The following is a 20,879-nucleotide window of genomic DNA, read 5'->3' on the forward strand; positions in this document are numbered from 1 at the left end:
CAATGCGGGCAGTGGTGCACCGAGGTGGTGCATTTTTTGCGTTTTCAGGAGCCTGCGTCATGCACGCCATTCCCACCGAAACCATCCAGACGCTGCGCAAGCCGTTCTACCGCCAACTGTACTTCCAGGTGGTGTTCGCCATCATCATCGGCGTGCTGCTGGGCTATTTCGAGCCTGCCTACGGCGAGGCCATGAAGCCGTTTGGCGATGCCTTCATCAAGCTGATCAAGATGATCATCGCGCCGGTGATCTTCTTGACCATCGTCACCGGCATCGCCAGCATGACGCACCTGAGCGCCGTGGGCCGCGTGTTCGGCAAGGCCATGGCCTATTTCCTGACCTTCTCCACGCTGGCGCTGGTGGTGGGCCTGATCGTGGCCAATGTCATGCAGCCCGGTGGCGGCATGCACATCAACGTGGCCGATCTGGACCAGACCGCCGTCAAGGGCTATGTGGCCAAGACCCACGACATGACGGTGACCGGCTTTGTGATGGACATCATCCCCAAGACCCTGGTCAGCCCCTTTGTCGGTGACAACATCCTGCAGGTGCTGCTGGTGGCCGTGCTGTTCGGCGTGTCCCTGGCCCTGGCCGGCGAAGGCGGCAAGCCGGTGCTGAGCTTCCTGGAATCGCTGACCAAGCCCATCTTCAAGCTGGTGAACATCGTGATGAAGGCTGCCCCCATCGGTGCCTTCGGCGCCATGGCCTTCACCATCGGCAAGTTCGGTCTGGGCTCGCTGGTCAACCTGGCCGAGCTGGTGCTGACGTTCTACATCACCTCCGCCCTGTTCGTGCTGGTGATCCTGGGTGCCGTGGCCCGCTTCTGCGGCTTCTCCGTGGTCAAGCTGATCAAGTACCTGAAGGACGAGCTGCTGCTGGTGCTGGGTACCTCGTCGTCCGAGTCGGCCCTGCCTTCGCTGATGCACAAGATGGAAAAGGCTGGCTGCAGCAAGTCCGTGGTCGGTCTGGTGGTGCCCACCGGTTACTCCTTCAACCTGGACGGCACCAACATCTACATGACGCTGGCGGCGCTGTTCATTGCCCAGGCCACCGACACCCACCTGACGCTGGGCCACCAGATCGCGCTGCTGCTGGTTGCGATGCTGTCGTCCAAGGGCGCGGCCGGTGTGACCGGCGCCGGCTTCATCACCCTGGCCGCCACCCTGGCCGTGGTGCCCGAAGTGCCCGTGGCCGGCATGGCCCTGATCCTGGGCGTGGACCGCTTCATGTCGGAATGCCGTTCGCTGACCAATTTCATCGGCAATGCCGTGGCCACCGTGGTGGTGTCCAAGTGGGAAAACGCCCTGGACCACGACAAGCTGGATGCCGCCCTGTCGGGCAATCCGGTGGAACTCGAGGAACCCGAACACCGCGCCCATGCCTGAGCACGGTCGGTAGCCTGCGGGCTGCTGTGCTCGGCCACTGCGCTGCAGTGCCATCTAAAAAAACCGCCCGGGCTGGGAAGCCGGGGCGGTTTTTTTATGGGGTAGTGTTTCTGGTGGCAAACATCGGGCGCTGTGGCTGCGACCCGGGTTACCCGGGTCTCACCCCTGTGGGTAGGCCACCGCCGGTGCCACGGTGCTGCACAGTTCCCCGAAGCCGATGCGGATGCCGCCCTGGCAGGCCTGGGCGCTGAAGCGCAGCGTGTCGCCGTCTTCCAGGAACCGGCGTGCTTCGCCGGTGAGCAGGTGCAGCGGCTCCTGGCCGTTGCGCGTCATCTCCAGCATGCAGCCCAGGGCATCGTGGTCGGTGCCGCTGATGGTGCCGGTGCCCAGCAGGTCGCCCACGCGCAGATTGCAGCCGCTGCCGGTGTGGTGGGCGATCAGCTGCTCGAAGCTCCAGTACAGGTGCTGCAGATTGCTGCAGCTGATGGGCGTGGCACGGTCGGCAGTGCCGGGCTGCAGGCTCACGGACAGTTGCACATCGTAGGAATGGCGCTGGGCTTGCTGCAGATAGGGCAGCACGGTGGGCTGCTGCGGCGGCAGTGCCACACGGAAGGGCTGCAGTGCGTCCAGCGGGACCACCCAGGGCGAGATCGAGGTGTGGAAGGCCTTGGCCTGGAACGGGCCCAGCGGGGCATATTCCCAGCGCTGCACCTCGCGCGCGCTCCAGTCGTTGAGCAGCACCACGCCAAAGATGGCGTCCTGTGCCTGGGCAATGGGCAGAGGCTGGCCCAGCGCCGTGTCACGGCCGATGAAGACGCCGATCTCCAGCTCGAAGTCCAGCGACTGCGTGGGCCCCCAGCTGGGCCCTTCCTTGCCGGGCAACTGGCCGTTGGGGCGCACCACCGGCGCGCCGCCCAGCATGACGCTGCTGGCGCGGCCGTTGTAGCCGATGGGGATGTGCTTCCAGTTCGGCGGCAGGGCGTTGGCCGGGTCGCGGAACAGGCAGCCGCAGTTGTAGGCGTGGTTTTCCGAGGCATAGAAGTCGGTGAAGCCGCCGATGGCAAACGGCAGGTGCATCCGGGCTTCGGCCTGGGGCACCAGCAGCTGCGTGGCCTGCGGGTAGGTGGCCAGCGGTGAGCCTTCCTGCAGCAGCGCGGCCAGCTCGGCCCGCAGGGCGGTCCAGCGCGCGCGGCCCAGGGCGGCCAGCGCGTTCAAGGTGGGCTGCAGCAGGGCGTCTGCCGACACGCTGACCAGCAGACCGGCCTGGGCGGCAGCGGCCAGGTCCAGGATCTGGTCGCCAATGGCCACGCCCACGCGGGGCCGGGGTGCCCGGGCGGTGTTGAAGATGCCGTAGGGCAGGTTCTGGAGCGGAAATTCCGAATCCTGGGCGCCAGGCACAAAGGCGCGCAAAGCAAAGTCGATAGTGTGCATGGGGGATGCAAAAAAAGAGGGGGCGGGGTGGACTGGCGCGGAGGGCACCGCGCAGTCCCGCGCGGTGCAGGGAAGACAGAGTGCTGCGGCGGCGGTGCAGCACCTGCCGGGGACTCAGCGCACCGGGCGGGGGCCGTCGACGTAATGGCTCAAACGCTCCATCACGCGGTAGAGGTGGCGGTCGCGTTCGTTCTGCAGCTCCAGCATGGTCTGGGTGCCGTAGTCGAAGAAGCCCTGGCCGGTGGCCACGCCCAGGTGGCCGTCGTTGACGCGGTCCAGCAGGTGCTTGGGCACTTCTTCGTACGGCGGGTCCTGGAAGTCGGGGTCGCGGAAATTGCGCACGCTCAGGCCCAGACCGGTGAAGTCGTAGCGTTGCACCACGCCCAGCACCTGCATGCGCGGGGCAATGCTGGCGCGCACGGCGATGTCCATGTCTTCCGGGCTGATGACGCCGCTTTCCAGCAGGTGGAAGATTTCGCGGCCCAGCAGGCGCTGCAGGCGGTTGATGACAAAGCCGTTGACCATCTTGTTCAGGCGCACCGGTGTCTTGCCCACGGCGCGGAGCACCTCGCAGGTCTGCTGCATCAGCGTGTCGGTGTGGGGGGCCGAGCCCACCACTTCCACCAGCGGAATGATCTGGGCCGGCGCAAACCAGTGCGCCACCACCAGGCGGCCGCGCATGCTGGCGTCGCTGAGGGCGAATACATCCAGCGACGAGGTGTTGCTCCAGGTGATGACCGTGGGCTTGCCGATGCGGGCGATGGTGTCGAAGACCTGGCGCTTGACGTCCTTGTTCTCGGACACGGCTTCGATCACCAGGTCCGCGCGGGCGATGGCCGCATCACTGCCCACATGGCCTTGCACGCGGGCCAGGGCCGCGTCGGCGGCTTCCTGGGTCAGCAACTGTTCGCTGACTTTCAGCGCCAGGCCATCGCGCAGCGATTGCATGCCTTTGGCAAGGCCGGCCTCGTGGATTTCGCACAGGTCCACCTGGTAGCCATGTTCGGCAAACACCAGGGCAATGCCGGGACCCATGACGCCGGCGCCCAGCACGGTGACGCGGCTGGTACCGGGCGTGAAGGGCTGGCTGCCCAGTTGCAGATCAGAGGAGGCGGGAGCGAGAGGGGGGAGAGATGTCATGGCGTTGTCAGCAGATCACAGGGTTATTGGCCCGCCAGGCGGGTGATGATGGTTTTTTCTTTGGCGTAGGTGTCGGCGGCCCAGGCCGTGTAGGCCTTGCTGCCGCGGTAGTTCAGCTCGACGCCCAGCATGCGGGCCTGCTGGATGAAGTCGGGGTCCTGCATGACCTCGCGCACCGTGCTGTCGAGCTTGTCGACGATGTCTTTGGGCAGGCCGGCCGGGCCGGCAATGCCCAGCGGCGAGGCCATTTCCACGGGATAGCCGGCCTCCTTGAGCGTGGGGACGCCGGGGAAATCCGGCGAGCGTTCGGCACCGGCCACGGCCAGCACGCGCGCTTTCTTGGATTCGACGAACGGCAGGATGGTGCTGGTGGCGCTGATGATGTCCACATGCCCGCCCAGCAGGGCGTTGATGGCCTCGGCATCGCCCTTGTAGGGCACAAAGGTCCATTGCAGCTGGGCGGCACGCGCCAGCTCGGTCATGGCCAGGTGGTTGGAGCTGTACTGGGCCGAGCCGGCATAGGAGTATTTGTCGGGCGACTTCCTGGCGTCGGCCACCAGTTCCTGGATGCTCTTCCACGGCGCGCTGTAGGGCACGGCAATGGCGTAGGTGTAGTTCATCACCGTGGCGATGTACGACAGGTCCTTGAGCGGGTCGTACTGCACCTTGGTCAGGTAGGGCTGGCGGAAGACCGACAGCGGCACCAAGGTGAGGCTATAGCCGTCGGGCCGGGTGCGCACCATCTGCGTCACGCCCAGGGTGCCGGCCGCCCCCGGCTTGCTCTCCACAATGAAGGGCTGACCCAGCTTCTTGCCCATGCGGTCGGTCAGCGCGCGGGCCAGGGCGTCGGTGCTGCCCCCGGCGCCATAGGGCACGATCAGCGAGATCGGCTTGCTGGGGTAGGGAGATGCGGTCTGGGCCGCCGCACTGGCGGTCAGACCCAGTCCCAGGGCGGCGGCTGCGGCCAGGCGGACAGGCAAGGGGGCACGGAACGTGAATGGCATAAGGTCTCCTTTGATGTATTTATTAATTCCGGAAAATGATTTATTTCACTAAATCAAAATCCAGTCGTATATATCGGCTGTCATAATGCACACAGGCCCAATAAATCAATTTATTCTCCGCGTCATAAATGCTGCGGGTGATTTCTGCCACTGGCGACCCCACCGGAATATGCAGATGGGCAGCCGTGTCATCCCCGGCGGAAATGATGGTGATGCTCTGCTTTCCGGACTGGATGTGCGTCTGGCGGTCATTGCCCAGCACGGTGAGGACGGCCTGCTGGCGGATTTCTGTTTTCAGCCGCCGATAAATACTGGCTTCCAGAAAAACACGGCTGTGGCACACGCGGATACCTTGCCGTGAATACACGCGCTCCAGCAGATAATATTTCTGGTTCTGGCCGGCCTGCATGCCGCACCAGGCGGGCAGCGGCAAGGCTTCTTCCTTGGCGCTGTTGAGCGACACCGTCAAGGCGTTCAGATTGCCGCGCGCCACCAGTTCTTCCCAGGTGGTGCCCACGACGAATTTCTGCGGCGCATTGGCGGGCAGGTCCTGGATGAAGGTGCCCTTGCCGCGGGAGCGCACCAGCAGGCCTTCGCTCTCCAGCTCCGCCAGCGCACTGCGCACGGTGACGCGGCCCACACCGAATTCGCGCATCAGCATTTCCAGCGTCGGCGTCTGTTCGCCACGCGGCCACAGGCCGGTTTCCACGCGGCGGCGGAAGATGGTGGCCAGCTGCAGGTACAGCGGCTGCTTGCCGATCGACCAATCCGGCGTGAGTTTCTTTGGTTCCATAGTTCTATTGTTAGAACTATTGAAGGGTATGAAGACTGGGGTTAACCCTTGGGTGTTGGCGCGTCCGCGTCGAGCCGGTGCGGTGTATCACCTGTGCCGTTGCGGCCTGCCAGCGTGCTCACCGTGCTCGCCGCGCATCCAGGGGCACGGTCCGGCTTGTTGCTGACCCGCCACCTGCGGTGCGCACGGCCCTGCGTGCGGCTAGTGCGGGCCGCGCCGCTGCCGGGAGCGCGGCAGATCGCGCAGCAGCGGAGGCACGGCCAGGGCCAGCAACAAGGCCGCCAGCGGCACCACGCAGACAAAGCCCAGGTGCTGGAAACCCAGTGCCCCGGCCATGCCGCCCAGCACAAACATCGCCAGCAGCCCCGCCGAGGCTTTCATCCGCGGCCAGTGGTGGGGCACGGGCTGTGCGCTGGCGCTGGCCCTGCGCTGCCACAGCAGCAGCTTGCCCAGTTCCATGCCCAGGTCAGTGATGTTGCCGGTCATGTGGGTGGTGCGCATGCTGCCGCCGGAGGTCTTGGAGCCGACGGCGTTCTGCAGTCCCATCATGAAGGACAGCAGCAGCACCGTCAGCGGCACGGCGAACGGGGTGTTCCAGCGCAGGGTGGCGGCGCCCATCAGGCCGAAGGGGAACAGCAGCAGCGCCTCCAGCATCAGTGGCAGGGCATAGACGCTGTGCAGATGGCGCTGGCGGCTCCAGTTCACCAGCACCGCGCAGGTGGCGGCCCCGGCCATGAAGGCCAGGATGGCGCCCAGGGCGTTCAGCAGCAGCCGGTGGTTGTCCAGTACCAGGGCATCGGCCAGCTGGGAAGCAAAGCCCGTCATGTGCGAGGTGTACATGTGCAGCACCAGAAAGCCGCCCGCGTTGATGGCGCCGGCCGTGAACGCCAGCACCAGGCCGAGCGTGAGGTTGGTGCCGGGGGTGCGGTGGCGGTTGGTGAGGTGAATCAGGTTGCGCATGGTGCTCCGGCACCCAGTATCGCGCAGCCCATGCGCCCCGGCATCCCTCTGTGCGGCGGGCGCAACGCGGGCGTCAGGGCCGCAGCAGTTCCCAGGCCATGCGGATGCGCTGTGCGTCGCGACCCCATTTGCGGCTGTCGGGGAAGCGACCCGCCCAGGCCATGCGGGCCACGCTGTCGCGCAGGGCCTGCTGGGCGGCGGGAGTCAGCGTCTGCACCCAGGCCTGCCACTGGGTGCGGGCGGCGGGCAGGGCGTCGGCAGCGTGCAGGATCCAGGCCGTGGAATGGGCAAAGCACAGTGCATCCCGCGCATGGCACAGCGGCAGCGGCAGGGCGGTGGCGGGGTCGTCTTCAAAGTCGATGTAGCCGATCACGCCGTCCGGGCAGCGCACCAGGTTGCGGGCAAAGGCCTGGCTCAGGCAGGTGCCGGCCCGGTGGACCTTGGTGAGCGATTGCAGCCCCTGCTTCCACAGTGCCAGCACGGCGGCGCTGCCACGCGGCACGGCCTGTTCCATCTCGTTGCCCAGGCTGGGGGTGTTCTCGCCGGGCGCGCCCAGGTGGCGCATCAGAAAGCCGTCTTCGCAGGCGGCCAGCACCTCGGGCACGCGCAGGCCGCGGGCTGCCAGATCGCGCAGGCGGGCCACCTCGGTGGCAATCGCCACGCGCCCGCCCGGGTTGGGCACGGGGGTGAGCACCGGCACGCGCAGGCCGCGCGCCACGGCCCCCAGGAAACGGTAGCGCCAGGCGGCATTGCTGCGGCCCACGCGCTTGAGCCACAGCGTTTCCGTGGGCTGCACATAGCGCACCACGCTGTGCGGCTGGCGGTGCACATGCTCCCGCAGAAAAGCGGCGTAATCCAGGGCGGGGACGGGCAGGTCGGTAGCGGGCACGGGCAGCGATCGAAAGGGAAACAAGGGCACAGGGCACACCGGGGTCAGGCCGGTGTGTGGACAGCGGATTGTGCCGTTTTTGCGGCGCCGCACGGCGCCCTGGCCGGCCGGGGTCGTGGCGGCGCTCAGGCCTGGGGCGCGTTCTGCGGGCGCTCGGCCGAAGGCGTCATCGGCGGTGGGGCGATGTGAAAGCTCTCTGCACAGGCGCGCGGCCAGTACATCTGGAACACATTGTGCTGTCCATCCAGCGGCCCCAGCAGGGCGCCGGGCTGCACATGCAGCACCACATTCGACAGCAGGTGCACCTGGCTGTCGCCGGTGCGGCGCACGATGTGGTGGGGCGTGAAATCGCGCGGATGCTGCAGACCGGCGGCCTGCACCAGCTCCATCAGGGCGTGCAGGGTCTGGCGGTGGTAGTTGGCCACGCGCGTGGCCTTGTCGGGCACCACCAGGGCCTGCTGGCGCCGTGCGTCCTGGGTGGTGACGCCGGTGGGGCAGCGGCCGGTATGGCAGGTCTGGGCCTGGATGCAGCCCAGGGCCATCATGAAGCCGCGCCCGCAGTTGCACCAGTCGGCACCCAGCGACATCATGCGCGCAATGTCGAAGGCGGTGATCACCTTGCCGGCGGCACCCAGCCGGATGCGGTGGCGCAGGTTCACGCCGACCAAGGTGTTGTGCACCAGCAGCAGGCCTTCCTGCAGCGGCACGCCCACATGGTCGGTGAACTCCACCGGTGCTGCGCCGGTGCCCCCTTCGGCACCGTCCACCACGATGAAGTCGGGCGTGATATCGGTCTGCTGCATGGCCTTGACGATGGCAAACCATTCCCAGGGATGGCCCACGCAGAATTTGAAGCCCACGGGCTTGCCGCCGGAGAGCTGGCGCAGCCTGGCGATGAACTGCAGCATCTCGAGCGGGGTGGTGAAGGCGCTGTGGCTGGACGGCGAAATGCAGTCTTCTCCCTCCGGCACGCCCCGGGCAGCCGCGATTTCCGCCGTGACCTTGGCGCCCAGCAGCATGCCGCCATGGCCGGGCTTGGCGCCCTGGCTGAGCTTGAGCTCGATCATCTTGACCTGCGGATCCAGCGCATTGGCGGTGAAGCGTTCCGCGCTGAAGCTGCCGTCGGCGTTGCGGCAGCCGAAGTAGCCGGAGCCGATTTCCCAGATCAGATCGCCGCCATGCACGCGGTGGTGCTGGCTGATGGAGCCTTCGCCGGTGTCGTGCGCAAAGCCGCCGGTGCGGGCGCCCTGGTTCAGCGCCAGGATGGCATTGGCCGACAGCGCGCCAAAGCTCATGGCCGAGATGTTGAACACGCTGGCCTGGTAGGGCTGGGTGCAGGGCGCCACGCCCTCGTGCGGCTGGCCGGGGGCGCCGCCGATCCAGGTGCGGAAGTCGTGCGAGGCCAGCGTGCTGGGCTGCAGCGAATGGTTCACCCATTCGTAGCCGTTGGCGCTGACATCCAGCTGGGTGCCAAAGGGGCGGCTGTCGGGCTGGCCCTTGCTGCGCTGGTAGACCAGGGAGCGCTGGGCGCGGGAAAAGGGCAGGTTCTCGTTGTCCGACTCGATGAAGTACTGCCGCATCTCGGGCCGGATCGACTCGAACAGAAAGCGCAGGTGGCCGATGATGGGGTAGTTGCGCAGGATGGCGTGGCGGGTCTGGCGCAGGTCGAACCAGCCCACCAGGGCCAGGGCCAGCAGCAGGGCGGCGGCCAGCCACCACCACCAGCGCGGCCACAGCAGCGCAGCCGCCAGGCACAGCGCACCGCCCAGGGTGCACAGCACCAGCGCGGTGTAACGGATGGGAAACAGCCCGCCGGAGCGGGTGGCGGCAGCAACCATGGGCAACTCCTGTGTACGGTGCACGGACATGGGGGGCGGGCTACACTGCCGCCCATTGGCTGGCGCGGCATGCGCCAACGGCCCCGCCCGGCGCAGCCCCGCACCTCTGCGGCAACTGGCTGCCGGGCCATCATAGAAGCCTTTGACGCGCAGGATCGCACCATGGAAAACACCACACCCGCCGAAGCTACGGCACAACCCGCTCTGAGCAACGAAGACCTGCAGGAACTGGACGAGCTGTTGGACAGCCTGCGCGAGCGTTCCGAAGAAGTGCCGCAGTGGGAGTTCTGCGACGGTTTCCTGACCGCCGTGGTCTGCACGCGCCGCCCCATCTCCGTGGGCGAATGGCTGCCCATGCTGCTGGGCGATGGTGAAGACCTGCAGGTGCCCGACGGCCAGCCCCTGCCCCAGCTGGAGGTGTTTGCCAGCGCCGAGCAACAGGCCCGCTTCCTGGAACTGGCCCAGCGCCGCATCGACGAAATCCGTGTCCAGCTGGACACCGAAGTGAAGTCCCTGGCCGATGACGAAGCCTTCCAGCCCGAAGTGCTGGACACGCGCGGAGCCATCCTGGTGCTGCCCGAAGCCGAGCGCGCCGAGATCGAAGACGAGGAAGTGCCGTCCTTCGCCCAGGTGTGGGCCCTGGGCTTTATGTTCGTGGTGGAGAACTGGGCCGAGGAATGGGCCGCTCCCCGCGACAAGGAAGCCGCCCAGTGGCTGGATGCGGCCATGGAATTCATCGTCAACCTGACCGAAGACGACACCGACGAGCCGGCACTGAACCTGTACGAGGAAACCGGCCCGGTATCGACCAGCCAGGAACGTGTCGACGCCTTCGGCGAAGCCGTCTGGGCCGTGTACGACCTGCGCCAGCTGTGGCGCAGCATGGGCCCGCGCGTGACCGCCGTGGTCAAGGGCGACGAGCCAGGCCGCAACGACCCTTGCAGCTGCGGCAGCGGCAAGAAGTTCAAGAAGTGCTGCGGCGCCTGAGCCGGCACGGACACTGCGGCGGCCGCAAGGCCATCGCACCAGAAAAAGGAACCCGCAGGACGCGGGTTCCTTTTTTTTCTGGGCAGCGTGCATGGGCGTGTGTTGGTGATATACGTGTTATTACGTAGTTTGGTGCGCCGGATAATTGGCAGATTCCTGTCCGGTCCCCAGGGCCGCGCGCTTTGCCGCCCGCATCGGGGTGAATCGAGGTGGTCTGCATGATCTGCGGGCGCGCCACCGCGCCGTCCGGGTCCATCTGCCTACCTGCCTAGATGACCGTTGCGACTTCCGTGCCCGTGCAGCCCTTGCCCTGGCAAGGGCTGCTGCCCTCCGAACAGCCCCATGGCGCTGCTCCCACCCTGCTGGCCTCCCGCACCCTGTGTACCGTGCTGGTGCTGGGCGCCCAGGGGCGTCTGGGTTATGCCTGTGTGCAGGCATTTGCCCAGGCGGGCTGGCGCGTGCTGGCCCATGTGTGTCCCGGCAGCGGGTTGGTGCAGCACCCGTGCGAAGCGCCGCCGGTGGCCGGCGAGGTGCGCTGGGTCGATACCCCGCTGACCGACACGGCCGGCTGGGACCAGTTGCTGGCCAGCCATGGCGGGGTGCACGTGGTGGTGCATGCCATGGCTACGGGGTTTTCCTCCTGGGCCTGGGCCCGCGAGCTGGAGCAGCTCACCCGTTCCAGCATTGCCGTCGCCCGGCGCTGCAACGCCCTGCTGCTGGTGCCACTGTCCATCCTGGCCTACGGGCGCCAGCTGCCCGAGGTGCTGCGCGAGGACGATGCCCTGCCGCATGCGGCGATGCTGGGCTCCTACCTGGCCGAGGTGCGTGCCCAGACCGAGCTGCAGCTGCGCATGGCGGCGGAAACCGGCCTGTCGGTCTGCACCCTGCGTGCCGGGGCCTACTACGGCCATGCGGGCGATGGCTGGATCCGTGATTCGGTGGCCGGCCAGCTGCCGCGCGGGCGCATGGCCTGGCTGGGGCCGTATGACGTGGCCACGCCCTGGGTCTATGTGCACGACCTGGCCCAGACACTGGAGCGTGTGGCCAGCCAACGCCACCGGCTGGGCAGCTGGGTCCGGCTGCACTTTGCCGGCCAGCAGCGCCAAGGCCAGGACTGGTGGCAGGCCCTGGGACAGATCGCCCAGCAGCGGGGCTGGGTGGCCGAGGCCGCAGATCTGCGTTCCGGCCATGTGCAGTGGCCGCTGTGGAAACTGCTGGGCTGTTTTTCCCCCCGCATGCGCGCCCTGGGCTCGATGGAATATGTCTGGCGTACCCCGCACCGCCTGGACAACCGCCGCCTGCTGGCGCTGATCGGCCAGGAGCCGCGCACCGACTGGCAGCAGAGCGTAGCGCAGACGGTGGAGCTGCTGTTCCCCGCGCCGGCCGCCTCGCCCATGCTGGCGCCGGCACCGATGGAGTTGGAGTTGCCCGCAGCACGCCCGCAGCAGCGGGTGGATGCGGAGTAGAAACGTCCGTGTGCACCCTGGCGGCGCACACGGTGCACAGCCCGGCGGCTGCAGACTTGGCCCAGGCTGCGTACCATCGCGCACCAGAACCCGCAGATGCCGGGTGTTTTGTGCTCTCCATGAACCCTTCCACCTTGATGCGCTGGCGTGCCGAATGGGCCCCCAGCATTCCCCGTGAACTGCTGGCCGGTGCTGTCGCCACGTTCGCCCTGATTCCGGAGGTGATTGCCTTCTCCTTTGTGGCGGGGGTGGATCCGTCGGTGGGGCTGTTTGCGTCCTTCGTCATCAGCATCGTCATCGCCTTTTTCGGCGGGCGGCCGGCCATGGTGTCGGCGGCGGCGGGTTCGGTGGCGCTGGTGGTGGCGCCGCTGGTGGCGTCGCACGGCCTGCAGTACCTGCTGGCCGCCGGCCTGCTGGCGGGGCTGATGCAGGTCGCATTCGGTCTGTGTCGCATGGGCATGCTGATGCGCTTTGTCAGCAGCTCGGTGCGCACCGGCTTTGTGAATGCGCTGGCGATCATGATTTTTGCGGCCCAGCTGCCCCATCTGAAGGGGGCCAACCTGCCCACCTGGGCCATGCTGGGCCTGGGGCTGGCCCTGATCTACGGCCTGCCGTGGATCGCGCAGCGCACCGGGCTGAAGCTGCTGGTGGCCATTCCACCGCCGCTGGTGTGCGTGGTGCTGTCCACGGTGATCGCCAGCGCCATGGGGCTGCCGCTGCACACCGTGGCCGATCTGGGCCAGCTGCCGCAGGCCTTGCCGGCGTTCGGCCTGCCCGCCGTTCCGTTCGATCTGCAAACGCTGCGCATCATCGCCCTGCCGGCGTTGGCGATTGCCATGGTGGGCCTGCTGGAGTCGGTGCTGACGGCGGCCGTGGTCGACGAGCTGACCGGCACCCCCAGCGACAAGAACCGGGAATGCACCGGGCTGGGCCTGGCCAATATGGCGTCCAGCGTGTTCGGTGGCATTGCCGGCTGCGGCATGATCGGCCAGGCCGTGGGCAATGTGAAGTATGGCGGCCGGGGCCGGCTGTCCACGCTGTTTGCCGGGGTGTTTCTGCTGATCCTGATGGTGGCCCTCAAGGACTGGGTGTCGCGCGTGCCGGTGGTGGCCCTGGTGGCCATCATGGTCATGGTGTCGGCGTCGACGTTCGACTGGGGCTCGCTGCGCAATCTGCTGCGCTACCCGCGCCTGTCCAGCGGCGTGATGGTGGCCACCGTGGCCATCACCGTCGCCACCCACAACCTGGCGGCCGGCGTGCTGGCCGGGGTGCTGCTGTCGGGCGTGTTCTTTGCGTTCAAGGTCTCGCACATGATGCAGGTGACACTGCGCGAGGCGGCCGATGGCGCGCTGGAATGGACGGTGCGCGGCCAGGTGTTCTTTGCCTCGGCCGATGCGCTGGTGGAAGCATTCGATGTGCGTGCCGCTGCCGGCCGTGCGGTGCGCATCGACGTCAGCGGGGCGCATTTCTGGGACGTCACCGCCGTGGGGGCACTGGACAAGGTGGCAGAACGCCTGCGCCAGCACGGCTGCACGGTACAGGTGCAAGGGCTGGATGCCGCCAGCCAGCGGCTGATGGACCGGGTGCAGGGCTGAACACAGCCCCCGACGCGGGGCTGGCGCCACCGCTGCGCGGGCCAAGTGCTCAAGTGGCCATGGCGCCGCAGCAAGGGGGGAAAGACAAGGTATCCCTTTGCACAGGGCGGTCATCCTTGTAGGACCGCTCCGACTGCGGCGTGCGCCGCAGGAGACAGATGGCGTCAGTGTGGTGGCGGCCATCGATGTGACGGGGCGATCACATCGGTCCATCCTTGAAGTTGGTTCAAACTTGGCCTATGTAAATCATTGTGAGAAGTCGGACTGACTTGTTTCGCCGTTCACCGCTTGCCGCGATCCGACAGTGGGTCAGACGGACGGGGATTCTCCAGGCAGGGCGTCATTAGACTTTCCTCATGGCGGGCATGTCGGCCTGCTGAGAGGAGAGTTGCCATGCAAAAAGCTCTGCTGCGCTTCTGGCGCGATGAAGAAGGTGCCACCGCCATTGAATATGGCCTGATCGCCGGCCTGATTGCGGTGGTCATCGTTGCTGCCCTGACGGCCCTGGGCACCGACATCAAAGGCGTGTTTGAAGGCATCAGCACGGCCATTACTTCCGCCAAGCCTGCTGCCACCCCCTGAGGCAAACCATGCTCGGCGCCATCGCGCTGCAGGGGCTGGCGGCCGCCGTGCTGGCGCATGTGGCGTGGTGCGATGTGCGCTGGCGCCGCATTGCCAACCGGGATGTGCTGCTGCTGGCGGCGCTGGGTGCTGCGGCGGCCGTGCTGGGGGCGTCGCCCCTTGGCCTGGACCTGGGACAGGCCCTGCTGGGCATGGCAGTGGCGCTGCTGGCGCTGCTGCCGTTCTATCTGCTGCGCTGGATGGGGGCCGGGGATGTGAAGCTGGCCGCGGCCATTGGCATGTGGCTGGGCGCTGCCCACGCCGGCGAAGCCTGGGTGATCAGCGTGCTGCTGGCGGTGGCCTGGGGCCTGGGCCTGGTGTGGGCGCGGGCCGGCGCGGCACAGCTTGCCGCTCCCCGTTCCGGGCCCCGTATGGCGCCCCTGCGGCAGGTGCCCTACGGCATGGCGCTGAGCCTGGCCGCAGTGGCCGTCTGGTGGCTGCGCCGCTGAACTGCACAAGGAGCCAACACCCGATGCCCCAGTTGCCCGCCTCCCACCGGAACCCGAACAGGCAACGCGGGGTGGCTGCGCTGGAGCTGGCATTGGTGTTTCCCGTGCTGTTTCTGATGATGTATGGCCTGCTGTCCTATGGGCTGATCTTTGCCGCGCAGCATTCGCTGGCCCAGTCTGCGGCGGAAGGCGCGCGCGCGGCCTTGCGCTTTGACAGCCTGAACGATGCCGAAGCCTCCCGCACGACCGCGGCCTGCACCATGGCCAAGCAGGGCGTGCGCTGGCTGGAACAGGTCAGCGGGCGTGCCATTGCCTGCCAGACGCAACTGGTGACTGCCGTGCAGTGCCAGATTCCGGCGGCATTGGCCAGCCGGGTGCGCTGTCTGTCGGTGTCGCTGAACTATGACTATGCGGCCACCCCCATCCTGCCGCGCCTGCCGCTGCTGCCCACACCCCAGCGTCTCACCGGGATGGCGGTGACGCAGATTGCGCTCAGCTACTGAACGGGAGGCACATGCACAAAGGCTTCAAATTCGTCGCGCTGGCCCTGGTGGTCCTGGGAGGCGGGCTGGCGTGGATGGCCTACTTGGTCTCGGGCCCGGCCAAGGCGCCGGTTGCACCAACGTCGGGCGCGGTCGCTCCCACGGTCAGCATGGTGGTGGCCAGCAAGGCCCTGCCTGCCGGTCATCTGCTGCAGGCCGAGGATGTGCGCCTGCAGCCGGTGGCCATGCTGCCGCCCGGAGCGGTGGCGCTGGAGGCCAGCGTGCTGGGGCGCACCCTGGCGCAGCCTGCGGCAGAAGGTGATCCGGTGATCGCTTCCCGGCTGCTGGGGGGCATTGCCGCCGGGCTGCAAGCCGGCGAGCGCGCCGTGGCCATCAAGGTGGATGAGTCCTCCGCCGTGGGGCACAAGCTGGCCCCGGGCGACTGGGTGGATGTGCTGGTGGTGCTGCGCAAGGACAGCCAGGAAGTGGACGCCACCCAGGCCCGGCAGCTGCTGGCCCGCAAGCGGGTGCTGGCCTATGGCAGCCAGATGGAGGGCGCCGGCAAGGACGGTGTCGACGAGGCCGCGCGCACCGGCCAGCCACCACGCACCGCCGTGCTGGCGGTGCAGGCGCAGGAAGTGAATGCCTTGCTGCTGGCGGAGCGCCAGGGGCAGGTGCTGCTGGCCTTGCGCAATCCGCTGGACAGGGGGGATGCGCCATCCCGCGCGGCCGTACCGAGCACCGAGGTGGTGGTGCTGGAGCAGCTGGCCCGCACCGCGCCCGGGCGCGCACTGCCGCCGTCGCAGACCGCATCACTGCTGACCGCACACCATGGCCTGCCGCCAGCGGCGCGCAGGCCCGAGGGGGAGGGATCGCCACCGCGCGCAACGGGTCTGGCGGTCGAAGTCTTACGGGGGAACCGGTCCGAAACCGTGCATTACTGAGTGAGGTGCCATGAGTTCATATCGCGCAACACCCGCCAATCCGTCCTGGTGGTGGCGCCGGGCAGTGGGGGGGCTGGTGACGGTGGCGTGTGGTGCCGTGCCGTTGGCGGTGGCGCAGTCCCAGGGGCAGGCAGCGCCGTCGGTGCTGGAAAAAAGCCTGCAGGTGGGGGTGCAGCAGCTGCTGGAGGTGCCCGAGGGGGTGCGCCGCTTGGCGGTGGGCGATGACACCGTGCTGGGCGTGCAGGTGCAGCGGGCGCGGCCCACCGGCGGGGCCGCCCAGTTGGTGCTGACCCCGCTGAAGCCGGGCGTGAGCTCGCTGATGGTGTGGCCGCAGGGTACCGGCGCGGCGCGCCACTATGTGCTGACGGTGCGCCAGCGCTCCGGGCAGGAGGGCGCGCGTTCCACCAGCCTGGAAGCCCATGCGCAACGCATGGCGGGGGACAAGGCTGCGCAGGAGGACGCCGGCGTGGTGCTGCTCAAAAGCCATGTGGTGCAGGTGGACGTGAAGGTGGTGGAGATCAACAAGAACCGCATGCAGCAGGCCGGCATCAATCTGTTCAGCACCCGTAGCAACAGCCAGGGGTTCCGCTTTGGCGTGCTGTCGGCGGGCGCCACGGGCAGTACCGCCTTTGGTTCCCCCGGCTTGCTGGCGCCGGATGCCAGCTCGCCTTTTGCCCAGGCCTTTGGCCTGCTGCTGGATTTCGGCAAGGCCGGCGTGGGCGTGAACCTGGGCATGCTTGAAGGCAGTGGCATGGCGCGGGTGCTGGCCGAGCCGTCGCTGGTGACGTTGTCCGGGCAGAGCGCCAACTTCCTGGCCGGCGGTGAAATCCCGATTCCGCTGTCCCAGGGCAATGGCTCCGTCAGCATCGAATACAAGCCCTATGGCGTGGGCCTGACCGTCTCTCCCACGGTGCTGGACGACCAGCGCATCGTGTTGAAAGTGGCGCCCGAATCGAGCGAGCTCGACTATGCCAATGCGGTCACGCTGCAAAGCGTGGCGGTGCCCGCCATCACCACACGGCGTGCGGACACGACGGTGGAGCTGGGCGATGGCGAGAGTTTTGTCATCGGTGGGCTGGTGAGCCAGGCCACGGTGTCGTCCGTCAACCGGGTGCCGCTGCTGAGCCAGATTCCGGTGCTGGGCACCCTGTTCAAGCGCCAGGAGTTCAGTCGCAAGGAGCGGGAACTGGTGATCGTCGTCACCCCGCGCCTGGTGCGTCCGTTTGCCCAAGGGCAGCTGCAGGAGGGACACCTGCCGGGGGCAGGCAGCGATGGCCCCGGGGGGCGCCGCTTCTGGGGCAGCTATGTCGGCCCCAGCGGCAGCAGCGATGCCCTGCCGGGCTTTTCGGAATAAGGAGGGGCCATGAATTTTGCAGATGTCACGACCCCTTCTCTGCTGGAGCCGCCGCCCGCCCAGGATGCGCCGGTGTGTGTGCTGCAGGTGGGGGATTCGGCGGAGGATGCGGCCTGGCTGCAGGCGCGCATCGGCAATGCCATGCAGGTGCTGCACTGCGCGCCCCACACCGAGGCGATGAAGGCCGCACTGACCCCCCAGGTGGTGATGGTGGTGGTGCAGTTCGATGCCCGCCAGGACCTGGAAGGACCGGTCAAGCTGGCCCAGTGGCTGCGCGAACACCAGCCCAAGCTGTCCGTGCTGGGTATGGGCTATGCCAACACCCCCAAGGTGCCCTTGGCGGCACTGCGGGGCGGGGCGCAGGACTTCCTGGACATGGCGGGGGCCGTGGAGGAGCAGCTCAAGCCCTTCTGGTCCTTGAGCATGCGCGGCAGCGCGCATGTGCTGGGCAGTACGGCGGCCGCAGGGCAGCAGCTGGGAAAAACCGTTGCGCTGCTGGGGGCCCGGCCCGGGATGGGGGTGAGCACCCTGGCGGCACACCTGTCGGCGGCCCTGGCGCAGACCATGGTGGCGGGTGGTCCGGCGACAGCAAAAAGCAGTGCGCTGGTGGGCTTGCTGGACCTGGGCTTTCCGCTGCGCGACGGGCTGATGCACCTGGGCCTGCAAAGCAGCTTTCACATGGTCGATGCGATCCAGAGCATGCACCGGCTGGACCCGGCCCTGCTGGCGGCCGCCTTGCCGCGCCACCGTTGCGGCCCGATGGTGCTGCCGTGGCCGGCCCAGGCCCAGATCATGCGGGACGTGGAGCCGCGTTCCATGTCGGCAATGGTGCAGCGTCTTCGCGCGTTTTTTGCCTGGCAGGTGATTGACCTGGGGGGCTTGCCCGCCCACGAGATGGTGCAGGCCGTGGCCCGCGAGGCCGACCATGTCTGGGCGGTGTGCGACCAATCGGTGGGGGGGATTGTGTCCCTGACGGAAATGCTCCGGACCCTGCCGTCGAAACCGGAGGGGGCGCCGATGTGCGATGGCGTGGTGATCAACCGCGCGCTGCGCGGTGCCGGCATGGCGCCCGAGGAAATTGCCCGGCGGGTGGCACACCCCTTGCGCCATGTGCTGCCGCAGCGCGACCTGGCCATGCTGCAGGCCAGCAGCCAGGGGCAGCTGCTGTCCGAAGCCGATGCGGCCGACCCCTATTGCGTGCAGGTGCGGCAGATGGCCGCAGCGCTGCAGGTCGACGGCGTGGCCGCCGTGCCCCGGCCGCAGGGGCTGCTGCAGCGCGGTCAGGCGTGGCTACTGCGAGCAGGAGGGCGCACACCATGATGCAGATGATCTACAGCGATGCGGCCGGCGGGTTTGCGGCGTCGCGCGAATACCTGGCCATTCGCCTGCAGGCCCATGAACACCTGCTGGCGCGGATAGAGGAAGTCGGATCGGAGTTCTCGCACTGGGACGAGGCGCGGGTGCAGAAATTCGTGGCGCGGGAGATCGACCGCTTTGTGCAACTGCGGCGCGTTCCCATCAATACCAGCGAAGCCCAGCAGATTGCGCGCGACCTGCTCAAGGAGATCAATGGCCTGGGGCCGCTGGACGATCTGATGCAGGACCAGGATGTGGAAGACATCCTGATCAACGGCTACCAGAACGTGTTCATATCGCGTCGGGGGGTGCTGCACAAACAGGCCCTGGCCTTCAGTGACGACCAGCATCTGCTGCGCATTGTGCAGCGCGTGCTGGCCCCCCTGGGGCGGCGTCTGGACGAATCGTCGCCCATGGTGGATGCCCGCCTGCCGGGCGGCGGGCGCCTGAATGCCGTCATTCCGCCGCTGGCGCTGGATGGCCCGCTGGTCTCCATCCGCAAGTTCCGGCAGGAGGCCTGGGGCATGGACGATCTGGTGCGCATGGGCAGCCTGGATGCGGCCATGTCCAGCCTTCTGCACCATGCCGTGCGCGAGCGCTGCAACATCCTGATCAGCGGCGGCACCAGCTCCGGCAAGACCTCGTTGCTCAACGCCATGGCGGTGTTCATCCCGGAGAGCGAGCGGGTGGTGACCATCGAGGATGCGGCCGAACTGTCGCTGCACCACCCGCATGTGGTACGCATGGAGAGCCGGCCTGCCGGACTGGACGGGCAGGGGACCGTGTCCACGCGCGATCTGCTGCGCAACAGCCTGCGCATGCGGCCCGATCGCATCATCGTCGGTGAAGTGCGCGGCGCCGAGGTGCTGGAGATGCTGCAGGCCATGAACACCGGCCATGACGGCTCCATGGCCACCATCCATGCCAGCTCGCCGCGCGAATGCCTGTACCGGCTGGAGATGCTGGCGGGGTTTGCCGGCTTTGCCGGCAGCGAGCTGAGCCTGCGCAGGCAGATGGTGTCGGCCCTGGATTTCATCGTGCAGATCGGCCGCCTGCCCAACGGCAAGCGCCGGCTGCTGTCCATCACGGAGGTGGTGGGCATGGTGGACGATACGGTGGCGCTGCAGGAGCTGTACCGCCACGAGACCCAGGGCGGGCAGATCGACAGCTGGCACAGTCTGGGAGTGCCGCCGCAGACGCCGAAGCTGGCCGCCTGGAAGGCCGGTAATGGCGCCGCACGGGGCATGGCCGATGGCGGGGGGTGGCCGCTGTGAGCGGCTGGGCCATTCTGAGTGTGGCCTGCCTGCTGGCCGGGCTGGGCGTGGCATTGTGGGGCTATGAAGCGCACCAGCGCCTGCAGCAGCAGATGGCCAGGCACCTGCAGACCGTGCTGGAGCAGCGCGAAGGGTCGGCGGTGCTGCTGGGCCCGGTGGGCGGTGAGGAGGCGGCGGCGGGCCTGTCCTGGGGGCCACCCTGGCTGCGGCATGCGGTCAGCTGGCGCTGGCTGTGGGGCGGTTTGTCGGTGCCAGTGGTGTTGGCGCTGCCGCTGGCGGTGCTGGGATGGGAGCGCGCGGCGCTGCTGCTCTGGTGCCTGCTGATGGGCGTGGCCCTGCTGCTGGCCTGGCGGCGCTGGCAGCGGCTGCGCCAGCAGGTGCAGCAGCAGTTGCCTGCGTTCATCGACGGCATGGTGCGCATGGTGGTGCTGGGGCATGCCACACCGTCGGCCTTTTTGCTGGCCTCCGCATCGGCCAAGCCGCCTTTGCTGGCCACCTTGAACCAGGCTGCGGCCTTTGCCAAGGCCGGCATGCCGGTGGACCAGGCCCTGGCCACCGCCAGCCGCCATTGGGGGCTGGAAGCCTTCTCGCTGCTGGCGGCCATCCTGCAGGTCGGCGGCCGGTTCGGCGGGCGGGTCGACAGCCTGCTGGAGCGGGTGGCGCATTTCCTGCGCGACCAGCAGCAGGCCCGGCAGGAGCTGTTTGCCCTGTCGGCCGAGGTGCGCCTGTCTGCCTGGGTGCTGAGCCTGCTGCCTCTGCTGGTGGGGGGCGCCATCATCATCACCAATGCGGATTACTTCATGCAGCTGTGGAACGACACGGGAGGCCGCCAGCTGCTGTATGCGGCAGCCGGTCTGCAGGTGGTCGGGGTGTGCATGCTGTACCGCCTGGCACAGCTGGAATGAGGAGGG

19 protein-coding genes are annotated in these 20,879 nt (G+C 67.8%); 12 read left to right on the top strand and 7 right to left on the bottom strand.

Annotated features, from left to right (window positions below; genetic code table 11):
• The first annotated feature begins 59 nt into the window (after positions 1-59).
• Positions 60-1,385: a dicarboxylate/amino acid:cation symporter gene (locus tag QM470_RS20350; protein WP_283340530.1), complete on the top strand. Its 1,326-nt coding sequence runs from the start codon at positions 60-62 to the stop codon at positions 1,383-1,385.
• Between the two features lie 159 nt (positions 1,386-1,544).
• Here QM470_RS20350 and fahA read toward each other — a convergent pair whose 3' ends face one another.
• From fahA to QM470_RS20385, 7 genes are all read right to left on the bottom strand, one after another.
• Complete coding sequence (fahA, locus tag QM470_RS20355) at positions 1,545-2,816, bottom strand: fumarylacetoacetase (RefSeq protein WP_283340531.1); 1,272 nt, start codon at positions 2,814-2,816, stop codon at positions 1,545-1,547.
• Between the two features lie 114 nt (positions 2,817-2,930).
• Positions 2,931-3,956, bottom strand: a complete 1,026-nt coding sequence (locus QM470_RS20360) for a 3-hydroxyacyl-CoA dehydrogenase family protein (RefSeq protein ID WP_283340532.1) — start codon at positions 3,954-3,956, stop codon at positions 2,931-2,933.
• 23 nt (positions 3,957-3,979) lie between these two features.
• A complete protein-coding gene (locus tag QM470_RS20365) occupies positions 3,980-4,960 on the bottom strand; it encodes a tripartite tricarboxylate transporter substrate binding protein (protein ID WP_283340533.1) in 981 nt (326 codons plus the stop codon).
• 40 nt (positions 4,961-5,000) lie between these two features.
• Positions 5,001-5,753: a GntR family transcriptional regulator gene (locus QM470_RS20370; protein ID WP_283340534.1), complete on the bottom strand. Its 753-nt coding sequence runs from the start codon at positions 5,751-5,753 to the stop codon at positions 5,001-5,003.
• A gap of 201 nt (positions 5,754-5,954) precedes the next feature.
• Positions 5,955-6,713, bottom strand: a complete 759-nt coding sequence (locus tag QM470_RS20375) for a YoaK family protein (protein WP_283340535.1) — start codon at positions 6,711-6,713, stop codon at positions 5,955-5,957.
• A gap of 73 nt (positions 6,714-6,786) precedes the next feature.
• The gene (locus QM470_RS20380; RefSeq protein ID WP_502846871.1) at positions 6,787-7,608 is read right to left on the bottom strand and encodes a BUD32 family EKC/KEOPS complex subunit; all 822 of its coding nucleotides are present in this window, start codon (positions 7,606-7,608) and stop codon (positions 6,787-6,789) included.
• 119 nt (positions 7,609-7,727) lie between these two features.
• Positions 7,728-9,440 (bottom strand): FMN-binding glutamate synthase family protein, encoded by a 1,713-nt coding sequence (locus QM470_RS20385; RefSeq protein ID WP_283340537.1) that lies wholly within the window; start codon positions 9,438-9,440, stop codon positions 7,728-7,730.
• A gap of 162 nt (positions 9,441-9,602) precedes the next feature.
• On the opposite strand from QM470_RS20385, the gene QM470_RS20390 reads away from it, so the two are divergent.
• The 11 genes from QM470_RS20390 (at position 9,603) to QM470_RS20440 (ending at position 20,873) form a co-directional block, all read left to right on the top strand.
• Positions 9,603-10,427, top strand: a complete 825-nt coding sequence (locus QM470_RS20390; protein ID WP_272970571.1) for a UPF0149 family protein — start codon at positions 9,603-9,605, stop codon at positions 10,425-10,427.
• A 272-nt stretch (positions 10,428-10,699) separates the two neighbouring features.
• Entirely contained in the window at positions 10,700-11,893 is a 1,194-nt protein-coding gene (locus QM470_RS20395) for an NAD-dependent epimerase/dehydratase family protein (protein WP_283340538.1), read from the top strand.
• Positions 11,894-12,012: 119 nt separating this feature from the next.
• Positions 12,013-13,488, top strand: coding sequence for a SulP family inorganic anion transporter (locus QM470_RS20400; protein ID WP_283340539.1), 1,476 nt, complete (start codon positions 12,013-12,015; stop codon positions 13,486-13,488).
• Positions 13,489-13,881: 393 nt separating this feature from the next.
• Positions 13,882-14,070: a Flp family type IVb pilin gene (locus QM470_RS20405; protein WP_280011413.1), complete on the top strand. Its 189-nt coding sequence runs from the start codon at positions 13,882-13,884 to the stop codon at positions 14,068-14,070.
• 8 nt (positions 14,071-14,078) lie between these two features.
• Entirely contained in the window at positions 14,079-14,558 is a 480-nt protein-coding gene (locus tag QM470_RS20410) for a prepilin peptidase (protein WP_283340540.1), read from the top strand.
• Positions 14,559-14,581: 23 nt separating this feature from the next.
• A complete protein-coding gene (locus QM470_RS20415; RefSeq protein WP_218334088.1) occupies positions 14,582-15,061 on the top strand; it encodes a TadE/TadG family type IV pilus assembly protein in 480 nt (159 codons plus the stop codon).
• An 11-nt stretch (positions 15,062-15,072) separates the two neighbouring features.
• Positions 15,073-15,984, top strand: a complete 912-nt coding sequence (gene cpaB / locus QM470_RS20420; RefSeq protein WP_283340541.1) for a Flp pilus assembly protein CpaB — start codon at positions 15,073-15,075, stop codon at positions 15,982-15,984.
• Between the two features lie 10 nt (positions 15,985-15,994).
• Positions 15,995-17,338, top strand: coding sequence for a type II and III secretion system protein family protein (locus tag QM470_RS20425; RefSeq protein ID WP_283340542.1), 1,344 nt, complete (start codon positions 15,995-15,997; stop codon positions 17,336-17,338).
• 9 nt (positions 17,339-17,347) lie between these two features.
• Positions 17,348-18,658, top strand: coding sequence for a P-loop NTPase family protein (locus tag QM470_RS20430; RefSeq protein WP_283340543.1), 1,311 nt, complete (start codon positions 17,348-17,350; stop codon positions 18,656-18,658).
• The gene (locus tag QM470_RS20435) at positions 18,655-19,968 is read left to right on the top strand and encodes a TadA family conjugal transfer-associated ATPase (protein ID WP_283340544.1); all 1,314 of its coding nucleotides are present in this window, start codon (positions 18,655-18,657) and stop codon (positions 19,966-19,968) included. Before QM470_RS20430 ends, QM470_RS20435 begins: the two co-directional genes overlap by 4 nt.
• On the top strand, positions 19,956-20,873 hold the full coding sequence (locus tag QM470_RS20440) for a type II secretion system F family protein (RefSeq protein ID WP_283340545.1): 918 nt from the start codon (positions 19,956-19,958) through the stop codon (positions 20,871-20,873). The genes QM470_RS20435 and QM470_RS20440 overlap by 13 nt, the downstream gene beginning before the upstream one ends.
• Positions 20,874-20,879: the final 6 nt, after the last annotated feature.

The organism is Comamonas sp. 17RB (assembly GCF_030056555.1).
Taxonomy (GTDB): Bacteria; Pseudomonadota; Gammaproteobacteria; order Burkholderiales; family Burkholderiaceae_C; genus Comamonas; species Comamonas terrigena.

Coding starts and splice junctions, on each gene's coding strand:
- QM470_RS20400 (WP_283340539.1), top strand. CDS start 12,013: ATGAACCCTTCCACCTTGATGCGCTGGCGTGCCGAATGGGCCCCCAGC.
- QM470_RS20350 (WP_283340530.1), top strand. CDS start 60: ATGCACGCCATTCCCACCGAAACCATCCAGACGCTGCGCAAGCCGTTC.
- QM470_RS20370 (WP_283340534.1), bottom strand. CDS start 5,753: ATGGAACCAAAGAAACTCACGCCGGATTGGTCGATCGGCAAGCAGCCG.
- QM470_RS20390 (WP_272970571.1), top strand. CDS start 9,603: ATGGAAAACACCACACCCGCCGAAGCTACGGCACAACCCGCTCTGAGC.
- QM470_RS20375 (WP_283340535.1), bottom strand. CDS start 6,713: ATGCGCAACCTGATTCACCTCACCAACCGCCACCGCACCCCCGGCACC.
- QM470_RS20425 (WP_283340542.1), top strand. CDS start 15,995: ATGAGTTCATATCGCGCAACACCCGCCAATCCGTCCTGGTGGTGGCGC.
- fahA (WP_283340531.1), bottom strand. CDS start 2,816: ATGCACACTATCGACTTTGCTTTGCGCGCCTTTGTGCCTGGCGCCCAG.
- QM470_RS20360 (WP_283340532.1), bottom strand. CDS start 3,956: ATGACATCTCTCCCCCCTCTCGCTCCCGCCTCCTCTGATCTGCAACTG.
- QM470_RS20405 (WP_280011413.1), top strand. CDS start 13,882: ATGCAAAAAGCTCTGCTGCGCTTCTGGCGCGATGAAGAAGGTGCCACC.
- QM470_RS20430 (WP_283340543.1), top strand. CDS start 17,348: ATGAATTTTGCAGATGTCACGACCCCTTCTCTGCTGGAGCCGCCGCCC.
- QM470_RS20365 (WP_283340533.1), bottom strand. CDS start 4,960: ATGCCATTCACGTTCCGTGCCCCCTTGCCTGTCCGCCTGGCCGCAGCC.
- QM470_RS20410 (WP_283340540.1), top strand. CDS start 14,079: ATGCTCGGCGCCATCGCGCTGCAGGGGCTGGCGGCCGCCGTGCTGGCG.
- QM470_RS20435 (WP_283340544.1), top strand. CDS start 18,655: ATGATGCAGATGATCTACAGCGATGCGGCCGGCGGGTTTGCGGCGTCG.
- cpaB (WP_283340541.1), top strand. CDS start 15,073: ATGCACAAAGGCTTCAAATTCGTCGCGCTGGCCCTGGTGGTCCTGGGA.
- QM470_RS20385 (WP_283340537.1), bottom strand. CDS start 9,440: ATGGTTGCTGCCGCCACCCGCTCCGGCGGGCTGTTTCCCATCCGTTAC.
- QM470_RS20415 (WP_218334088.1), top strand. CDS start 14,582: ATGCCCCAGTTGCCCGCCTCCCACCGGAACCCGAACAGGCAACGCGGG.
- QM470_RS20395 (WP_283340538.1), top strand. CDS start 10,700: ATGACCGTTGCGACTTCCGTGCCCGTGCAGCCCTTGCCCTGGCAAGGG.